11 protein-coding genes, 1 tRNA gene and 1 pseudogene are annotated in these 17,300 nt (G+C 57.2%); 6 read left to right on the top strand and 7 right to left on the bottom strand.

Features of this window, described 5'->3' with window-relative positions; all coding sequences use genetic code 11:
- The first annotated feature begins 3 nt into the window (after positions 1 to 3).
- The 6 genes from ACYKG1_RS18890 (at position 4) to qatD (ending at position 7,573) form a co-directional block, all read left to right on the top strand.
- Positions 4 to 471 carry a hypothetical protein gene (locus tag ACYKG1_RS18890; protein WP_478471112.1) on the top strand — a complete coding sequence of 156 codons (468 nt, stop codon included), beginning with the start codon at positions 4 to 6 and terminating at the stop codon, positions 469 to 471.
- Between the two features lie 930 nt (positions 472 to 1,401).
- Positions 1,402 to 2,184: a phage exclusion protein Lit family protein gene (locus ACYKG1_RS18885; protein WP_478471111.1), complete on the top strand. Its 783-nt coding sequence runs from the start codon at positions 1,402 to 1,404 to the stop codon at positions 2,182 to 2,184.
- Between the two features lie 405 nt (positions 2,185 to 2,589).
- Positions 2,590 to 4,536 (top strand): Qat anti-phage system ATPase QatA, encoded by a 1,947-nt coding sequence (gene qatA, locus ACYKG1_RS18880; protein ID WP_478471110.1) that lies wholly within the window; start codon positions 2,590 to 2,592, stop codon positions 4,534 to 4,536.
- A 312-nt stretch (positions 4,537 to 4,848) separates the two neighbouring features.
- Entirely contained in the window at positions 4,849 to 5,394 is a 546-nt protein-coding gene (qatB, locus tag ACYKG1_RS18875) for a Qat anti-phage system associated protein QatB (RefSeq protein ID WP_478471109.1), read from the top strand.
- A complete protein-coding gene (gene qatC, locus ACYKG1_RS18870; protein ID WP_478471108.1) occupies positions 5,391 to 6,764 on the top strand; it encodes a Qat anti-phage system QueC-like protein QatC in 1,374 nt (457 codons plus the stop codon). The genes qatB and qatC overlap by 4 nt, the downstream gene beginning before the upstream one ends.
- A 5-nt stretch (positions 6,765 to 6,769) precedes the next feature.
- A complete protein-coding gene (qatD, locus tag ACYKG1_RS18865) occupies positions 6,770 to 7,573 on the top strand; it encodes a Qat anti-phage system TatD family nuclease QatD (RefSeq protein WP_478471107.1) in 804 nt (267 codons plus the stop codon).
- Between the two features lie 185 nt (positions 7,574 to 7,758).
- On the opposite strand, the gene ACYKG1_RS18860 is transcribed toward qatD, so the two are convergent.
- From ACYKG1_RS18860 to ACYKG1_RS18830, 7 genes and pseudogenes are all read right to left on the bottom strand, one after another.
- The gene (locus tag ACYKG1_RS18860; protein ID WP_478472785.1) at positions 7,759 to 8,292 is read right to left on the bottom strand and encodes a hypothetical protein; all 534 of its coding nucleotides are present in this window, start codon (positions 8,290 to 8,292) and stop codon (positions 7,759 to 7,761) included.
- 315 nt (positions 8,293 to 8,607) lie between these two features.
- Positions 8,608 to 9,060 (bottom strand): annotated as a pseudogene (locus ACYKG1_RS18855) (TniQ family protein); the annotation flags it as partial.
- Between the two features lie 6 nt (positions 9,061 to 9,066).
- Positions 9,067 to 10,077 (bottom strand): TniB family NTP-binding protein, encoded by a 1,011-nt coding sequence (locus ACYKG1_RS18850; protein ID WP_478471106.1) that lies wholly within the window; start codon positions 10,075 to 10,077, stop codon positions 9,067 to 9,069.
- Positions 10,074 to 12,467 (bottom strand): hypothetical protein, encoded by a 2,394-nt coding sequence (locus ACYKG1_RS18845; protein WP_478471105.1) that lies wholly within the window; start codon positions 12,465 to 12,467, stop codon positions 10,074 to 10,076. The genes ACYKG1_RS18850 and ACYKG1_RS18845 overlap by 4 nt, the downstream gene beginning before the upstream one ends.
- An 820-nt stretch (positions 12,468 to 13,287) precedes the next feature.
- Positions 13,288 to 13,380: transfer RNA gene (locus tag ACYKG1_RS18840), tRNA-Ile, on the bottom strand.
- 148 nt (positions 13,381 to 13,528) lie between these two features.
- Positions 13,529 to 15,838 carry a hypothetical protein gene (locus ACYKG1_RS18835; RefSeq protein ID WP_478471104.1) on the bottom strand — a complete coding sequence of 770 codons (2,310 nt, stop codon included), beginning with the start codon at positions 15,836 to 15,838 and terminating at the stop codon, positions 13,529 to 13,531.
- Between the two features lie 383 nt (positions 15,839 to 16,221).
- Positions 16,222 to 17,169 (bottom strand): DUF6216 family protein, encoded by a 948-nt coding sequence (locus tag ACYKG1_RS18830; protein WP_478471103.1) that lies wholly within the window; start codon positions 17,167 to 17,169, stop codon positions 16,222 to 16,224.
- Positions 17,170 to 17,300 lie beyond the last annotated feature (131 nt).

Below are 17,300 nucleotides of genomic sequence, written 5' to 3'. Positions count from 1 at the left end.
CACATGGGGCATGAAAGTTCAGAACGGAATGGAAAAGATGAGCCGTCGTGTTCGGTGGAGGCGGCCTCCGCAGAGCGGAGAGGCCAGCTTGCGCGCAATTGGCTGACCTCGGTCGAGGTGGCCAAGCGCTTCGCAATCGATGACCAAGACGTGGCTCGGCAGATGAATCAACTGCGAGGAGCGGGGGCTGTCTTGGCTGTTTATTGGGAAATGGACGGTGGAAGCTGGCGTTACCCAGAATGGCAATTCGGAAAAGATGGTCAACCGCTACCATTTCTTGCAGAGATCATAGGAGTACTTCGCCAAAGTGGCCTTTTCTTGGGCGCACAGGGCATGTCCACAGGGTGGGGCGAATTGGAGTGGTTCATGACCCGCCATGTGCTTCTTGGTGCATTCACCCCAATCGAAGTTCTTCAGACGGACCCTGGCAGCGTTCTGATGGCAGCTGAGCAGGAGTTTTACGGTGCCTAGTAGGATTGAGCCTAACCGTAGAGCCGCTGGGTAGTGCAGACTCCTCGTGTGAGAGGCATCTTTCTTGGGGCGGCGTGTCTGCTGCGAGTCGACAAGCAGACGTCGCAACTCCCGCGATCCGCATGTTGGTCCTGCGCATAGTGTGGGTGCCGTAGGAGCCAGACTCGAGGGCAGCTTCCTCCACCCAGCGACGGACAATCCTGGCGTACTGCCTCGTCGACAGGTGGGGCGAGATCGACACTTGGCTGGTGGATAGGAGATCCGAGGCCTTCAGATCGGCATGGGTGATCCAAGCCTGCACTGCCTCGCACGTCGCTTGGGTGATCTCGAACTGGACAGGTCGGCCGGTCTTCTGATGTATCACCCTCGCACGCGAAGCCATTTGCTCCGTGAGATACATCGGACAACCGGAGCTTCGCCAGGTCGCAGGCACGGAGCTTGGAGTCGATTGCCAGATTGAATAGGGCTAGATCTCAGACCTTCTGGCCAAGCTGGAGCCTGATTCGGATGGCCCGGATGTCTTTCAAGTTGAGTGGAGGCTTTTGGCCGATCGACTTTCCCTTGTTCCAAGGCTCGTTGGACTGAGATGTGTGATGAATTGCCATGACCAACTCCTGTTGAAGGGGTTGGTCCGGGTTCTACGGATTTTGGATGTCCGACGTGATGCGACGCAAGACGGTCACCCACCACCCACCGTGGTCTCGAGTCTTGTATGCCTTGCACCTAGTTGCAGGTCGGCTATGGAATCGGCATCGTTGTCAGCCAGCTCCGTGGTGGAGCGCCAGGCGTTTGCTTGTTATGGACCATGCAGTCGTGGCAGTACGGAACCTGATCTATGGGGCTTTGCCCGAAAGACGGGATGAGTTCGCAGAACTTTGGAATCGATACTCGCCCGCGATAGAGGTAGTCCCAGATGGCGCCGGCGTCACCATGAACGCCAATAAGCGACGTATCCGGTTTGACCTCAAGACGCTGGACGCATTCTGGCTTATTGGCTTCAGCGCATGGCATGCCATCGAGACATACGCACCACACGTCGTGGTCGCGATGATCACCCAGAGCAGTGTCGAGAGTGTGATACGCGATGATGACGAACTGGGTCAGTTGGAGCAGGACTATAAGCATCGCCTTCGACTCGCAAAGACTTTACTTGCAGGAGACGACAAAGGGGTCGTCCAATGGCCGCCCGACATTCCCAAGCCAACCGATGACCGTGCGGCCCTTCGCAACGATCAAGAGCGCGTGGCGTTCGATCTAACTCTATTAGCTGTAGCCTATGTTTTCTTGCACGAGTTCCGCCACGTCATGCTGGACCGCGACGAACAGCACCCAGATTCCTTCCCCGAGGAAGAAATCTCGTGCGACGTCTGGGCTCGGGGCATGCTGTTGAACAAAGTCGCGATCTACGCGGAGGAACACAATCACAACTACCAAGAGGTCCTCTACAAGAGGGCCGCCTCCATGGTCATCGCATGCGTGATTCTGCAGACCATCACTGACGAGTGGGCACAATGGGGTACCGACAAATATCCTTCAGTAGGGGAGCGAATGGTGGCCTTGATAAAAGACGTTCCCCTCTCCGCTGACTCGGGCTTTTGGGTAGTCGCTGCAAGCGTGCTAGTCGGTGTAATGCGCGAGACGCACCAGTCGATAGAACTGATTCCTCGCAGCGTGCCAGACCTGGTTAATGATCTGTTAGAACGGCGTCGCTGATCAAAAAGTCACCTGCCTAGTCGTCAGACAACTCCGTGAGAGTCCGCTTCTGGCCTTCTCCGGATCCTTCCGACAAAGCTCCCCCCAAGTTGAAGCAGAACTGTGGCAGAGTTATTACTGTTGCTACGAAGCAGACATTGGGTGCTTCTATATCCTGACGCTCTAGCTTTCAGGCACCTGGCCTTATGACTTCCATGGGCTAAAAACTGTGGGTTCCTCTGTTGTAGAGTTTACCGAGGGAGTCGGGTTGTTTGAGACGGACTTTACCGATACTCGGGGGGAAGAAGAGAGCGATGTCGTTGTCCAGCACGAGTTTCAGGCCTGTTCGGCGATATTGGGTCCGATCCGTTTGAGGTAATGCGTTCGCTTTGGTCGAAAGAAGCTCTGAATGTTGAAGGGGGAAGGATGTTCATCAGTGATCAGGAAACTGCGACGGACATGTTGCAGTACGAGGCGATCGCCAAGACCGTCGTAAAGCTCATCGAGAAATCACCCGGGGTACCGATCACTATCGGCGTCCATGGTGACTGGGGTGCCGGTAAATCCAGCGTCCTCAAGATGGCGCAATCTTCCTTGGAAGGGACGGATGGTGTCCTGTGCATCTGGTTCAACGGCTGGGCATTCGAGGGATTCGAGGACGCGAAGACCGTGGTCCTCGAGACGATCATCGAGGAGTTGAAGCGGGCTAGGCCGAAATCACAGAAAGTCAAAGATGCCGCAAAGAAGCTGCTGAAGCGTGTCGATTGGCTGAAGACGGCGAAGAAGGCGGGTGGACTCGCATTCACGCTTGCGACGGGCATCCCAACGCTCGGTCAGATCGGCGACCTCATCGGCGCTGCCAGGTCCGCGCTCGGTAAGAGCGCCGGGGAACTCTCGCGCGAGGACATCGAGGGATTCGCGGACGAAGCCTCCGGCTTTCTCAAGAAGGCCGAGGAAGACAGCGTCCCCGCACATATCCACGCGTTCCGCGAAGAGTTCCTAGAGCTCCTCGACGCGGCAGAGGTGAAACAGTTGGTCGTGATGGTGGACGATCTGGACAGGTGCCTGCCGCCGACCGCGATCGGTACGCTGGAGGCAATACGGCTTTTCCTTTTCGTCGATCGAACCGCATTCGTCATTGGTGCCGACGAGATGATGATCGAGTATGCCGTTAGGGATCACTTCCCCGACCTCCCGCCATCTGCGGGTCCGGTGAGCTATGCACGGAATTATCTGGAGAAACTGATCCAGGTACCGTTCCGCATTCCCGCTCTCGGCGTCGCGGAGACGCGAACCTACATCACTCTTTTGCTGGTCGAAGCAGAGCTGGGCCCGGGTGACGAGGGATTCAAGAAGCTGCTCGAAGAGGCGCGCGAGGATATGCGGCAGCCTTGGTTGAGCAAGGGGATTACGCCGAAAAAGTTGGCGGATGCCCTTGGCAAGGAGGATCCGGACGCCGGTCAGGCGCTAGTATTGGCGAACCAGATCACGTCGATGCTTGCGGAGGGGACCAAGGGCAACCCTCGCCAGATCAAGCGTTTCCTGAACTCCATGCTGTTGCGCAGAGAGATCGGTGAGGCGCGCGGATTTGGTGCGCAGGTAACCGTGCCCGTGCTCGCAAAGCTGATGCTGGCGGAGCGATTCAAGCCGGATTTCTTCGACGAGATTGCGCGTGAAGCGAGCGCCGCGGCGGAGGGGCGTTCCCCACGCATTCGGAGCCTCGAAGAGCATATCGCCGCGCCCTCCGACTCTGATGGGCCGCCTGTCGAGCCCCAAAAGGCGGGGACGCTGATACGTGCCAAGCCGGCCAAACCGGCGGTCCCGACCGATATCGAGGACTGGCTGAAGATTGACTGGATCAGGACGTGGGCAGCTCTCGAACCCAAGCTGGCCGACGTGGATCTCCGGCCATACGTGTTCGTCACCCGCGACAAGCGGATGCTGTTCGGTGGTTCCGGCAGCGCCAGTCGGCTCGACCAGATCGCGGACGGTTTGATGGCCGGCCCCATCCAGGCGAAGGCTGCCGCGAAGGAGGCGGGGGAATTGACGGCCGCTGCTGCCGAGGAACTCTTCGATGTCGTGCGTATGCGCGTCCTCCAGGGGGAGGCGTTCGCGAAGGAACCCCCGGGAGCCCGGGGCCTGGTGGAGCTGGTGAAGATTCGGCCGGAATTGGAGCGGAGGTTGTTGGACTTTGCGAAGGAACTCCCTGTGCCCAAGCTGGGGGCCTGGGCACCCGCAGCGTTCGGAAACGTCTTCAAGGAATCCGCCGTTTTGCGTGATTACCAAGGTCTCCTCAAGAGTTGGTCCGAGCAGACAGACAGCACCACCCTCAAGGCTGCGGCCGGCGCTATTTCGAAGATGGGAGACAAGTGAGCCATGGGGACATCGAAAGGATACGGTGGTGCCCCGAGTGGGCTTGTTCCGAGTTGGGTTGACGACACCACGCCAGGCGCCGCCGCGCCCACAGCTGTTCCCGGTGGTGGTGATGGAGCGGCGGGAGCATCGCCAGGGGTGGCGCCAAAAGTGCCCGCCGCCGTGCCGGACGTCTCGTCGGCGGGTCGGCTCAGCACCGCAAAGGGCAACTTCACGCGGTTCGTCAGGAGCGGTGATTCGGACACGTTGCGTAGATCGATATCGCAGTACGTCCGCAATGGGACCGGGTCTGCGCGTAAGGCCGCCAGGCGGATGGGCGCCTCCCGCAGCGCCGGAACCCAGCTGCTGCAGGTCATCCGCGACGTCAACCGGCAGGGCGCGGCTGCGACGTTGCAGAAGCTCAACCTGCAGCATCTTTCCGGTAGGCCGGCGGCGGACGTGTTCGTCGCGATGCTGGAAACCATCTGTCCACCCGGTGGACGGATCGACGAGGCCATCGCGAGGCAGGCCATGCTCGACGCGATTGCGGATCTTGCAGATGCCGGTGGGGAGACGTTCGAGCAGATGACACCGGAGCAGTTGTCCGAGTTCTTCCAGGACTTCGTCATCTACACCATCGAGGGTCGCGTGATAGCCGACATCGGCACGCACGCTATCGATTTCCCGGAGACCGTCGACGGGGTCGAGCAGGTTCAGGAGCAACTGCACGGATTCGTAACCAACTGCGTCCGGGGTCACCTCGGCGAGCATTTCGATGGGCTTGTCGAGAAAACGGACCAGCAGGTGAAGGAGACTGTCGAACGTATCTACGAAGCCGCTTTCGAACTGGTCTCGGCAATGGCAGGAGATGTGGAATGAGCAGGCAATCAATCATTTTCAGGGTAGGAGTTGATGACAGGCAGGTAGTCGCCACGCGGCTCGAGGGATCGCATGCCACGGAATTCGCTTTCGATGGATTCGCCGATATCGACCATCTGCTTGGCGGCGCTCTATCCAAGCTGGAAAGGCTGGGCCTCCAGCCCTCCGAGCGGTCTCTGGACCTGGCGATGCTGGCCGCCGCGATAACCGCGGCGGATACACGTGTCGAAAGAAGCAAGGAAGGGCAGGACGGGTGGACGAGGGAACTGGAGATATGTCTTCCGGTCCACGATCAGGAGACATGGCTGCGGGTCGCGTCTCTCTTGGAGAGGACGTTGAATTTCCTGACAGGCGATCGGTGGGCGATGACATTCCGCCCCAGGTCGCCGTCCGCGGCGCGGATCATTGAGCCGATTACGGAGACGCTCGCGGAACGTCCGACCGACGTGTGCCTTTTCTCCGGAGGACTGGACAGCTTTATTGGCGCCATTGACCTTCTTTCGGAGGGAAAAAGCGTCCTGCTGATCAGTCATTACTGGGACAGTGTTACCAGCAAACACCAGGATGTATGTCTCAAAGCGCTGGAGGAGCGATATGAAGACATATCGTTCTTTTCGGTACGCGCACGGGTTGGTTTCGAGACGGGAGCGGTCGATGGCAGTTGGGCAGAGAATACCTTGCGTGCCCGCTCCTTTCTGTTTTTCTCCCTGGCCGCACTCGCAGCGGACGCCATCGGAAGGAACGTGACCATCCATGTGCCGGAGAACGGCCTGATCTCGCTGAACGTGCCACTGGATCCACTGCGACTTGGATCGCTGAGTACGCGAACGACTCACCCGTATTACATGTCCCGCTTCAACGAGCTGTTGCGAGCCATAGGACTCGGCGGATCCCTCCACAATAGCTATCGTCATATGACGAAGGGCGAGATGGTCGAGGAGTGCGAGGACATCGACTTCCTCCGGGAGCATGCCAATGAGACTATTTCGTGTTCGTCGCCTGCGAAGGCCAGGTTCTCCGCGGACGAGGAGCGGCGGAAGCCGAAGAACTGCGGACATTGTGTTCCCTGCCTGATCAGGCGGGCTGCGTTGAAGCGTGGATTCGGCGAGGACGACACCGAATACCAACTCGAGGAACTGGAAGATGCCGAGCTCGACAGCAAGTCGGCCGAGGGCGAGCACGTGCGATCGTTTCAGTTGGCTATCTCGCGTCTCCGGACCAAGCCGGGGCGTGCCCGCTTCGACATCCATAAGCCAGGGCCGCTAATAGACTTTCCTGACGATTGGGGGGACTATGAGGCCGTTTACCGGGATGGCTTGGAAGAGGTCGCCGACCTGCTCGAGAACGTCAAGGCACGGCCTTCGGAGTGACAGACATGAGTCATGCATCGCCAAGCTGGGTCGACTTCCATTGCCACTTGGATCTGTACCAGGATCATCTCGGAGTCATCCGTGAGTGCGATGCACGGAGGATCGCGACCCTCGCGGTAACAACGACGCCGAAGGCGTTCGCACGCAATGTCGACTTTGCCCTCGACTCTCCTTATGTGACCGTCGGATTAGGCTTGCATCCGCAACTCGTTGCAGAGCGGTCCGACGAGTTGCCGTTGTTCGAAAGGCTGCTCGAGCGCACTGACTATGTCGGAGAGGTAGGGTTAGATGCCAGCCCTAGGTTCTATGCGAGCTTCCAGCAGCAGCGACACCTATTTGATCGGATACTTCGGGCATGCAGCGAACAGGGCGGCAAGATACTGAGCATCCACAGCGTCCGCTCGGTCGCGTGGGTGCTAGGATCCTTGGAAGAGAACCTGAAAAATCCAACCTGCATCCCGGTGCTGCACTGGTTCACGGGGACGAAGTCCGAAGCGCATCGGGCGATCGAGCAGGGGTGCTACTTCTCGGTGAACGCAGAGATGATGCGGAATGCGAAGACGCATGCACTGATTCGGTTCATACCGGAGGATCGATTGCTGACCGAGTCGGATGGACCATTCGTTCAGTTTGGAGAACGTCCTGCCAGGCCTTCGGATATGCCGGAGACTGTGGGATTACTCGCCGCGATCAGGAATACCGAGTCAGCCCACTTGGCAGAACAAGTACTGAAGACATTGCGTGCGATTCAATCCATAGAACCTGCTATGCGGGAAGGAAAGCAGCGATCGTTATTTAGAAAGGCCTGAGATGGGTTGTAAAGAGGGTGCGCAACTCGCCGCCGGCAAAAAGGAGCTCTTTGTCTATTTTCTTTCGGGTGAAACGCAGCATGGCGAGGTGCATTGGCAACTTCCGCCCTTGGCCGAAAGCGGACATTGCGCAGGGAGTACGTAGGTGGGAAGTACTAGGGCCTATCAGGAATTCTGGGCCCAACTCACTTGCCAGTCCCGGGGGCATCCTTGACGCTTGCCTGTCCGGTTGTATGAGAAGAAAGGCAATGTTCCACTACCTTGCGCGCGGTGAGCGTTTGAACACCGCTGGCATTGGCAACTGCGCGGATAAGCTCTTTGAGCTGCTTGATGCGCCCAGATCTGTAGTCATCGATGAGTCCCGAGTTGGCCATCTCCAGAGCAGCCACCGTCACCGACTCCCGTCTCCATTGGGAGTACTCGCGTCGAAGATCCGCGTACCTTCTTGCTTCAATCGGAAAATTATGCCTGACGTAACCTGTAGACACATTCTGGTTTGCGCAGAAAGTGCGGAATGCGGGGGAGGACTTGGGGTTGTCGAGGGCGGCCTTCAGCGCCGCTTGAACCTTCAAATAGACACTTCGGGAGTGCCGGCCACATCGTCTGGAGGAGGGGATGGATGCGGCATCATAGAGACAGTGACTAACGTCAGGGGGGCGTGACGATTGAAAGTCGAGCAGTGATGCTCCGAACGCGGTGGCGAACTTCAGAACACTCATAAGCGACGGCTTACTCGACCGAGAGCCAAGAGCCCTTACATTGACTAATGGGTCTCCTGGGGGAAGGTCTCTTCGGTGCCTCTTGAAGAAAAGGCGCATTCCTTCCCGATTCAGAGTCAGGTTCGGATTCTCGGCGCAGGCTGTTACCAACTCATGCAACAGCTGCTCGCCAAAACCAGGGTGCTCCAAAAGCGCGTGTAAAGGGGGGGTCGCTCTGAGGTTCGCGCGGCATACGTAGCATTCGTCTAGTTGAGCGCCTGAAGCGTAGACTTGAGTGCTTTCGCAGGAAGGGCAGCGCTGGAGCAACGGGGTCTTATGAATCGAGCACCTCGTTATTGGAAGCAAGGCCCAAAGAAGACGGTCGTAGACCTCTCCTCGTTCTCTCGCATCCTCCGCGTAGCACGCAGGGCACCATGCACGTGAGCTCTTCAGCGCGCCAATTGATGTGCTTGAAATCACTTGTTTGAGCGATAGGATGGTGGCGGATCGTAGGGAGGTGATGCCGGTTGCGGCACCCAGTGCTGTGACTAGCTTTGCGGTATCAGACCCGACACCACAAAGCTGAATTCTCACTCCACTCTGGGTGATTCTAGGAAGTCGTTCCACCCGTTGGTTGCAGTTGCTCCTATCCCACCACGCATCCAGGTGCCTAGCCAACTGCCAATGGCTGCAGCCATGTGCCCGAGCCATGCGAACGAGGTAGCTGCTGATTCCCTCGACCTCCAGGCTTCCTGCACCGAGATGCGGAACGGAGAAGTAATTGGCCATGGTTGCTCACCTTCTGACAGGGGCTACGGGGTCCCGCTTGGGCTTCCGTTGAAATGGCCTCCTCTGTTCCTTGGAGCGGCAACTCGAGTCAGCGCCATTCTTCGTCTCGCTGGGAGGCGTCGGTAGCTTTCTCATTGCGGACTCCCCTTCAGCAATTTCTCGAGCGATGAGGGCTATCTGCTCTTCATAACGAGTTTCCATGAAGTGTTCCAAGCGGAGCGCCCGCTCTCCACGGGAGTGCATCTCGCACATGGCCGCATTCACCCAGCCTAGGAGCAGCCCCAGGCATCCGAGTGTCCCGGCAGTTATGTAGCTAGAGTGGATAATCAAAATACTTCCGCTCTTCCAAGGAAGATGGGCATCCAAACCTTTGAGAATCCCGAGAAAATTCAGCTCGTCTTGACCTGTAGGTCGATAGCGGCCGAACTCGATGACTCTCATTCGTCCGTTTAGATGAGCAGAGGAAAGTCCTGCCGCGAACAGCTCGTAACCACCGGCCAACACTAGAATGATGTCTGTGGCATTGGCTAAGCACTTCAGAGAATCAAGAATGTCGGATGCCTGTGCCCCACGGTTGGTCCGCAGTAGGTGATGAGCTTCATCAATGAAAAGGTAACGGGTCTTACGATAGATGATCGCCTGCTCGAGCTTGATCCTTAGCTCTGTCTCCGACTCTCTCTGGCGAATGATGCCTCTGAGATCGCCATACATAGGGTGGCGCAGTGCTTGTAGTGCGCGCATTGTAAAATGTTTCATTGAGAAGCGCCCTCCATGCGTAGTCGCAGCCTCAACAAGGATCACCGGCAGCTCGTCGTCTGAGAACGGGCTCTGGACTAGACGACGGGCCACACTTTGCACTAGGCGTGACTTTCCCACACGGGTGGGGCCAACCATGAGGACGACACTTCCGGGTGCTCCCATGGCTAACTGCGTGAAAAGTTGGCGATCGACCTCTTGGTATCGGGGATGGTCGATGTCCAGTTGATGCAGCGCTTTCGCGGGTATGGTCTTGGTCACGGCTGGGAGTTCCAGCTGATGGCGATGCTTGGAATATCGTCGCTAAAAAGAGAAGGATTCTTCTTTGCGTCGCGAGCTGTTGACGAGAACGGTGTGGGCTGCTCAGACGGCGTCACGCGCTCCCTCTCACTAAGGTGCCTTGCCAAAGATAGGTCAGCTTCGTGCCTTGCCTCCGCCAGCTCTGCACGACCATCCAACCTGAGCGTGGTTCTGCAAATTCTGGCTGTGAGACTGTCCATTGCTTGCTCAAGAGAGCCTCGACTTCGACATGGGAGCCAACCTCCATCTAGCCACGCATAGACTAGATTCTCGTCCCAAGAGTCCATTCGTACTTCAACCCTTCGCTTGGACGAATGGGCGAGCCCTGTGCCCCAGTACCATCTCCCAAGCACGTTGATTCCGCGTGACCTGTCCACCAGATACATTCGCTTCGGCGCGTCGATTGAGGTTGCAACCAGGAAGTCTTGGTCGAAACTGACTGGAACTCCTGACATGGGGTAAAGCTCAAGTCCATTTCCCATGATCACGTCTGGAGAGTTCAGTCGCTCACCGCGCAGGTGAACGTTCAGCTGTTCAAAGATGGAGCTTTCCAGCTCGTGATAGAAATCAATGAGATCCTGCTCGGCAAGTCTATGGCTGCGATGTGATGGTGAGACTGATCTACCTCGCATGTCATTGCGTGTTGATCCAATGTGCTGCCATAGGATAGATGTCTTGAGTGTCCCGAATAGCCTTTCCAATTCGCCGCCAAACCTGGGGGCGCCACTTGGTCTATCCTTCTTGTGGACGCCGTATAGCGCGAGCGTGGACTCGTAGAAGGTTGACTCAAAGTCCGATCCGCAGTCGCTAGCAATCGATTCGGGAAGCCGCTTATGTCTTCTCGCACAGTCTCTTAGTAGCTCGGCTAGAACCTTTCTCCCTGGTGCGCGGAATCCAACTGTGAGAGCTAGTACTTCCCCGGTACAGGAGTCTCTCAGAACGCTAACCCAAGGTCTCTGTGTGAAGCGCCTATTGCCTGAGCTGCACAATGCAAGTGTGCGGTCTCCCAGGTAGTGGTCGGCCTGCGCTGATTCGAAGGGTCTTTTCGTCGGGGCACTCGCGTGGCGACGGTCAACAGGATTTGCAGCGCTGTTCGCGGCTCGCCTTCCGCCCGCCGCGAAGGCTAGGCTCTCTTGGTCACGTCTTCGAACTCTGCCGGCGTAAGTGTTGAGTGATACTGAAAAGTCACTTTCGGCCAGCTCTCCCAGGGCCTTCTTGTCATCGAGTGCATTCTTATAAAGAAGATAGCTTGCCGACACCGACAGGCCGACGGGGCTGGCGTGGTGGGCACTTATGGATTCTTGGAGGAAGTGTTCGTGCTCAGCTGTCAAGCGCGGAAGCCGATTGCCCGGCCGTGGCCGGGGTAGAAGTGCATGAGCGTCGCCGTTGCTGTGGCGAAGAAGTGCCTTGTAGCGCCGCATCGTGCGCTTTGAGCGCGTGGGCTCGGATACGCCGTCAAGCTCCTTCTTTCGCTCAATCATGATTGATGCTTGGGCTAGGTTGGGAATGCATCGAGATCGGCTAGGGTTGCATGACTCTGTGCGATAGGCTTCGAGAGTTTCCATTCCAAGCTCGAAATCCCTTGCCGTCAGGGCAACCAAGCCATCTTCAGGGCATGACAGAAGATATAAGTCCAGCGGGGCATACAGCCAGCCGTCATGTATCCCTCGAAGGACGACGCCCGCATCTGGAAGGTGGAGTTCGGAGTGTAGGTCCGAGATGCTGGCGATCATTCGCTTGGCCAGGTAGCGGGTTATCCGCAGTCTCCACTTCTCTCCGATGTCATTCTTTGGCCATCGCCGTACGGCGAGCAGCAGATCTATGTTGCTACTGCGGAGCTGGCTGCGGTCATCCGGGGTCCATACCCTATGGCTGATGCCAAGTTCTGAGAAGTATGAAACGGCCGGCTCAAAGCTGAAGTCGTTTCCATCAAATCTCCAGTCCTCCTCCCTGACGCTGGTTAGTGCCTCTGCGCCCGACCTGGTCTTGCACTCCACGACTGTTGGGCCCGTCGCACGGATGATCAGGTAGTCCGGCGTATGAGTCGTGCGCTGCCGTCGTCCACGCCGATCTGTGATGACCAAGGGAACGGCTTTTGGCTGGTCCCAGTACTCCAGAATCTCGTAGTCGTACTCACACATACGTACCAGGGCGCCTTCCACTGTGGCGCTCTCTGCTTGGATCACCCTCCCCATGCGTTGGCTGGCGAATCGTTCCGGCGTGTTACGCATCCTTCCAGAGCCCACGAGGCGAGCCGGCTCGCATGACCGCACGTGCTCTATGTAGTCACGTCCCAGTGCAGGGATATCCCAAGAATCGAATAGCGCTTCTATCTGCTTTGAGCTCAGCATTGGACCCTCCGGCCAGCTGATAGCTGGATGACAGGCAAGGACTGTCCGTGACGGCGCCGATAGCCTCCGAACGGAAGTTGACTTACGTAGGGAGTGGTGCTGAGATCGAGATGCCAAGTGAGCGATTTATGGCATTTGTACGAAAGCCCCGACCGCTAATCGGGGCTTTCGTTTTCTCAGCGACCGGACGCGGCTATCTGTCCATCGTCGCCTCCAACAGTAGGGATGTGGTTCTTCGGAAGAGTCGCCTGTAGGTACGCGGCGAGGTGCTTGGGTGAGGTGTACAGCCCCTGCCTGTTTGGCAGCCGGAACATGTCGATCGACACTACCCCGCGGCTACGAGCCTTCGCCAACGAGTTGGCATTTCTGTAGCCCAGAATTCTTGCGATCACAGATGAATCAATCAGTAGCCCGTACTCCCTCTGGAGCCAGGTTTCCAAGTTGCTCTGCGTGTGTGCTTGGAATTCCATGACCACTCGTGACGGTCTTGTTGGATCATCCTAGGCACGTCTGGGGCCTGTGCGCAAGTGCAATTTAATTGTAAGTTGTTGATTAAAAACAACTTTCGTTGCGCTATGTCGAGCTACTTTTGTTGCAGTAAGAGGGTACTAGCGCCCAGCGCTGCAACGATTAGGCGCTCTCTGCGAGGCTGACTCACCTGGGGTGGCGCACTGCTGCCATCTACGCGTCGGCATAGCCACACTCAAGTGGCGCCTAGGAGCGACAGGAACATTTGTGAACTGAGTTGACGGAAAGGCATCAGCGGTGCAGCTCCAGCAGGTAAGGAGCCGCAAGGCGTCAGCGCCAAGGATTAGTCTGGTGGTGCCCCTGGCCGGGCTCGAACCGGCACTTGCCGCTTATCTGGCGCTGACGGGATATAAATCCGCTGCTCTACCCATTGAGCTACAGGGGCGTGATCATTTCGATCACACCGATATTCGGCTGCAGCCTTTGCGGAGATAGTTGCTCATCTTTGACTACGCTAGCACACTTCCCCGTTCCCCGTTCCCCGTTCCCCGTTCCCCGTGCGTTGGGGGCGGAGGGGTGATAGCAACGCTGGACTAAGCAGGATTGTGGAAGTAGAGCTGGTGGGTGATGAGTGCCAGTCCTTCGCACGAATCTGTCCGAATGTCGATGCCTTGGCCGGCCGGGACGGCATGTTCGAAAAGACGATAGGGCTCTAGATCACGTGAAGAGAGCAGAATCACCCGACTTCGATGTTCATCGTTCAAGGCGCTTGCGATCGCGATCTCCTCTTCAGTAAACGGCGAAAGCTTGATGTACGCCACGTAGGTTTGGAATCTCTTCGGCGGGAACGCATCTGCGATGCGGCTAAGGTTCTCGATGTCGCGCCGGAACTCATCAGGGTCGATACCACCGCGATCTTTGCATTCGCCCAGGATGACGGAGGTGCGCTTGGGGTACTTATTCATCTGCACCCACGCGAAGTCGATCTCGCAGTCCGGGTGCCGTGGATCAATGCGGGACTTGAGGTCGAGCGAGGGAGAGTAGACGCAAGAGCGGAAGGTCCTGTCCAGGTTCGCGTCCAGCTGCTGGAGCGTCAGCGCTACAGGGATCGCGCCCTGTGCATTGCGCTCGGCACCTAGCACCCCCGACCGTCGGAAACGCCACTCGCTATTCAAGAGCTGGCTGGTCGCGTCATAGCCGTGACCGCATAGTTCGCAGCTGATCTTCTGCTGGAGTACATCGAGCGCGACCCAACTTCTCATTCCGCACTGAGGGCAATCCAAGTCCATGCCGATGCGGAACAACCCCGCGTCCACCATTGTCTCGAAGACGTGAGGAGGTGTCAGCTTCTGGCTGATCGGACGTGGTCGCAGGAAAAGGTCCACATGGGCAGCGAACGTTCCCCTCAGTTCCTCCCTTGTCTTCCCCGAAATCGTATCAATTGCAACGTTCTTGGAGAACGTTGCTCGTGGGCCAAAGGACCTTAACAACTCCCTGGCTCCCGGAATCTTGAATATGCGCGCGCCCTGCAGGCCTCCCAATTGCGTAAGCAGCTGTCGGGCGATACGTCCGCTATTGCTCAGTGTGCTGTTGTAACCCGCCAATTCGAACATGCGTCCGATCAGTTGGCTGACCGGCATCGCATTGAGAAACGTGTCATGGTCGGCGGCATTGATTATTAGTCCGACTTGCTCCGGCTCAGCACGCAGCTTGCCATGCTCGAAGTGCATTGTCTGAGCGTAGAATTGATTCAGATCCGGAATGTACGGAACGTCGAACGTGTGGTGCTCATCTCCAAAGAGGGCGCCGGTCAACGACACTGAGGCAACGAGATGCTGCTGCATGTATTGAGGATGTGCGTTACACGGCCTATCGTTCAGTGCGAAGTTCACGCGCGGCACGCCGCGTTCGCTTCCGATGACACCTAGGGTAGATGCTTCACCGAGGCGCATGACCGGTGGCACGACGGCGTCCCCACACCAGAATCCCTCCCGAATGCTGTGTACTGTCAGCCGTTCATTCTCGAACAGCTGGTCAACTTGCGCGACATCGCCGCGTGACCAAATACCCAGACCCGCGGTGGCGTCCATACTACGCTGCGCCATCTCCTGGATGATGGTGTCTATTCGGGGTATCAAATCTCTATAGCGAGGCAGGTAAGCGGTGTCGAGAAACCATACTGGGATGTCGCAGGCGCGGATGTTCCAGAAGCAGATCAAGTCCTCAAGATTTCCCGCACTGCCAAGGAAGAAGCCGGGCGTCTCCCAACCGGGGCGCACCGTGTAATGACGTTCGACAGCAAATCTACACACCGATGACAGGCTCGGGCGCCGGATGAGATCGCCTGGAATCGGTTCGTCCTGTTGCACTGCAACTGTGATCGGGCTCAGCAGCTCTGTGACCATCGCATCGTAGTCGACGCCGACTTCCTCAGCATCCGGGTATCTGCCAAGCTGCATCAGGAACACGTCCGCTAGGGGATCCTCGTCACGCCACTGGTACTTGCACAGACCCAGATCCTTGAACCTGGACCATTCTGGCTTTGTGTGCCAATGCGCGGCAGTGTTGAAGATATCAAGTACCCACGAGAAGCCTCGCCAAGGCGCCTGATTGACGAAGATGGACTCGCCGTGAAACGGAGGTTTAAGATGAGGGAAGCTCTCGACGAACTCCCGGACTTCTTGGCTGTCGCCCATTGGCCACACGACGTCCAGGCGGAATAGTTCGACCTGTTGCCGAGCTTCTTCCTGGTTGTCGACGATTAGGATCGGATTGAAGCGGCCGCCCCAGAGGACATGGGAGTAACGTACAGCTCTTCGAAACCCCTCTAGGTCATTAGAGCGAATTGCCCAACCAATACGCAACGGGCGGTAGCACAGATTGACTCGTACTGTGTCGGCCATGGTCTTCCTGCTATGGTTAGCCTACATCATGGCGTGGATTCTGCAGCCTTACCTGAGCACGAAGCAATGCTTGTCTGATATTGGCGTTCTTTGCATAAAAATGTGCGATGCGCTTCCCGTTCGTTCTAAATTATTACGAGTTGCTGGTGATGATTCCTAGCTCCGCAGCAATCCCTCAAAGATGATGCGGTCCTTCGATTACGGCCCAGTGGAACGCATTCCATGGGGAGCTCGGCCCTCGGTCATCAGTCTGGAGCCTTTCCTTCCATTAGGTCGGCGTCTCGCTCTGAATGGAGGACTCGTAGTTCCTCAGGGTCCTTGCATAAGGCGAGGATAGATTCCTGTAGATTCCTGCATTGCTCTATCCGTGGAGTGTGCATCTGCTAATGCTTAGCACGAATCCGACCATCGGCCTCGATACTTCCGTAGCTCAGATGGACTGACTTCCCGATTCGCAGAACAAACCGCCGACTGCGGCGGGGGCGCGGGATTTCTGACGCTGGTGAGGAGTTAGCGAGTACTCGTCGTTCTAGCTTGCGAATAGCATTTCGCCTGATCAGGGCCTGTAGGAAGGCAACTAGAATGGTCAGGAATAGCAGTCCCACAGCGCTGAACGCGATACGTTGTTGTGGGAGTGCATCGATGAGTTCCTTCCTCTCCGAAGGCGAGGTCCAGATCGCGCATAGCACTGACAAGTTATAGCGATGTTCGTCGCCGATGAAAGGACCAATCGTTTCAGCTGCGGGTAACGTCTCGCATTCCGCTTGCGAGAACGCCATGTTCCTATCCCTGAGAATTCCGCGCGCAGTACCCTCACCTTCTTTGGCCTCCACCCAAAGCACCGTATTGGTTGCTCGAACCCGGATCAAGATGTCGTCCGCAAGAGTTCCGGCGAGAAAGCATGCCGCGGCTATGTAGCTGACCAGAAGTCCAATGCCGACCATTCCGTCTCCCCACCTGCGGGGCGATCTATCGGGCCTAACAGAAAATTCTGATCGATCGAACGCACTCCCGGCGATGCCAATTAGATGGAGCGGGATGTTGCGAGACTGAGCCTTAGCAATGAAAGCTTCGACCTCTGGCGCAGTGTCTAGATGGATGCCGTATATCATGGCAAAGGAAACGACTGCGGAGCGATCAGAGAAGCTGTTTCTTATCGGCCCTGGCTCAATATCCTCGCGGCTAACAAAGAGGCGCGTGAGACGATTTCGGAGTGGGTGGAGCGTGCCCGACTTATAGCAAAGGTAGAGCGAGACTAATGAAATGCCCACGATGGGCACAACAGCACTGGCTAATGTAGCAATCTCGTTCCAGCTTGCGACCGTTCCCATCGCGCCTCCATGCAGTATCGGTAGATCGATAGCGGCTTGGGTCTCTAGTTCTTGAGCGTGTTCTTGCCGAGTTGCCGTAAAGGCCTTTTAGTCCCGTCATTCGGAATTATTGTAGGCGGTCGGTTAGCCTG

Source organism: Stenotrophomonas sp. 85239_Sma, from assembly GCF_056481725.1.
Note: the sequence above shows the minus strand (reverse complement) of the source record. Positions and strands in the feature narration are given on the sequence as shown.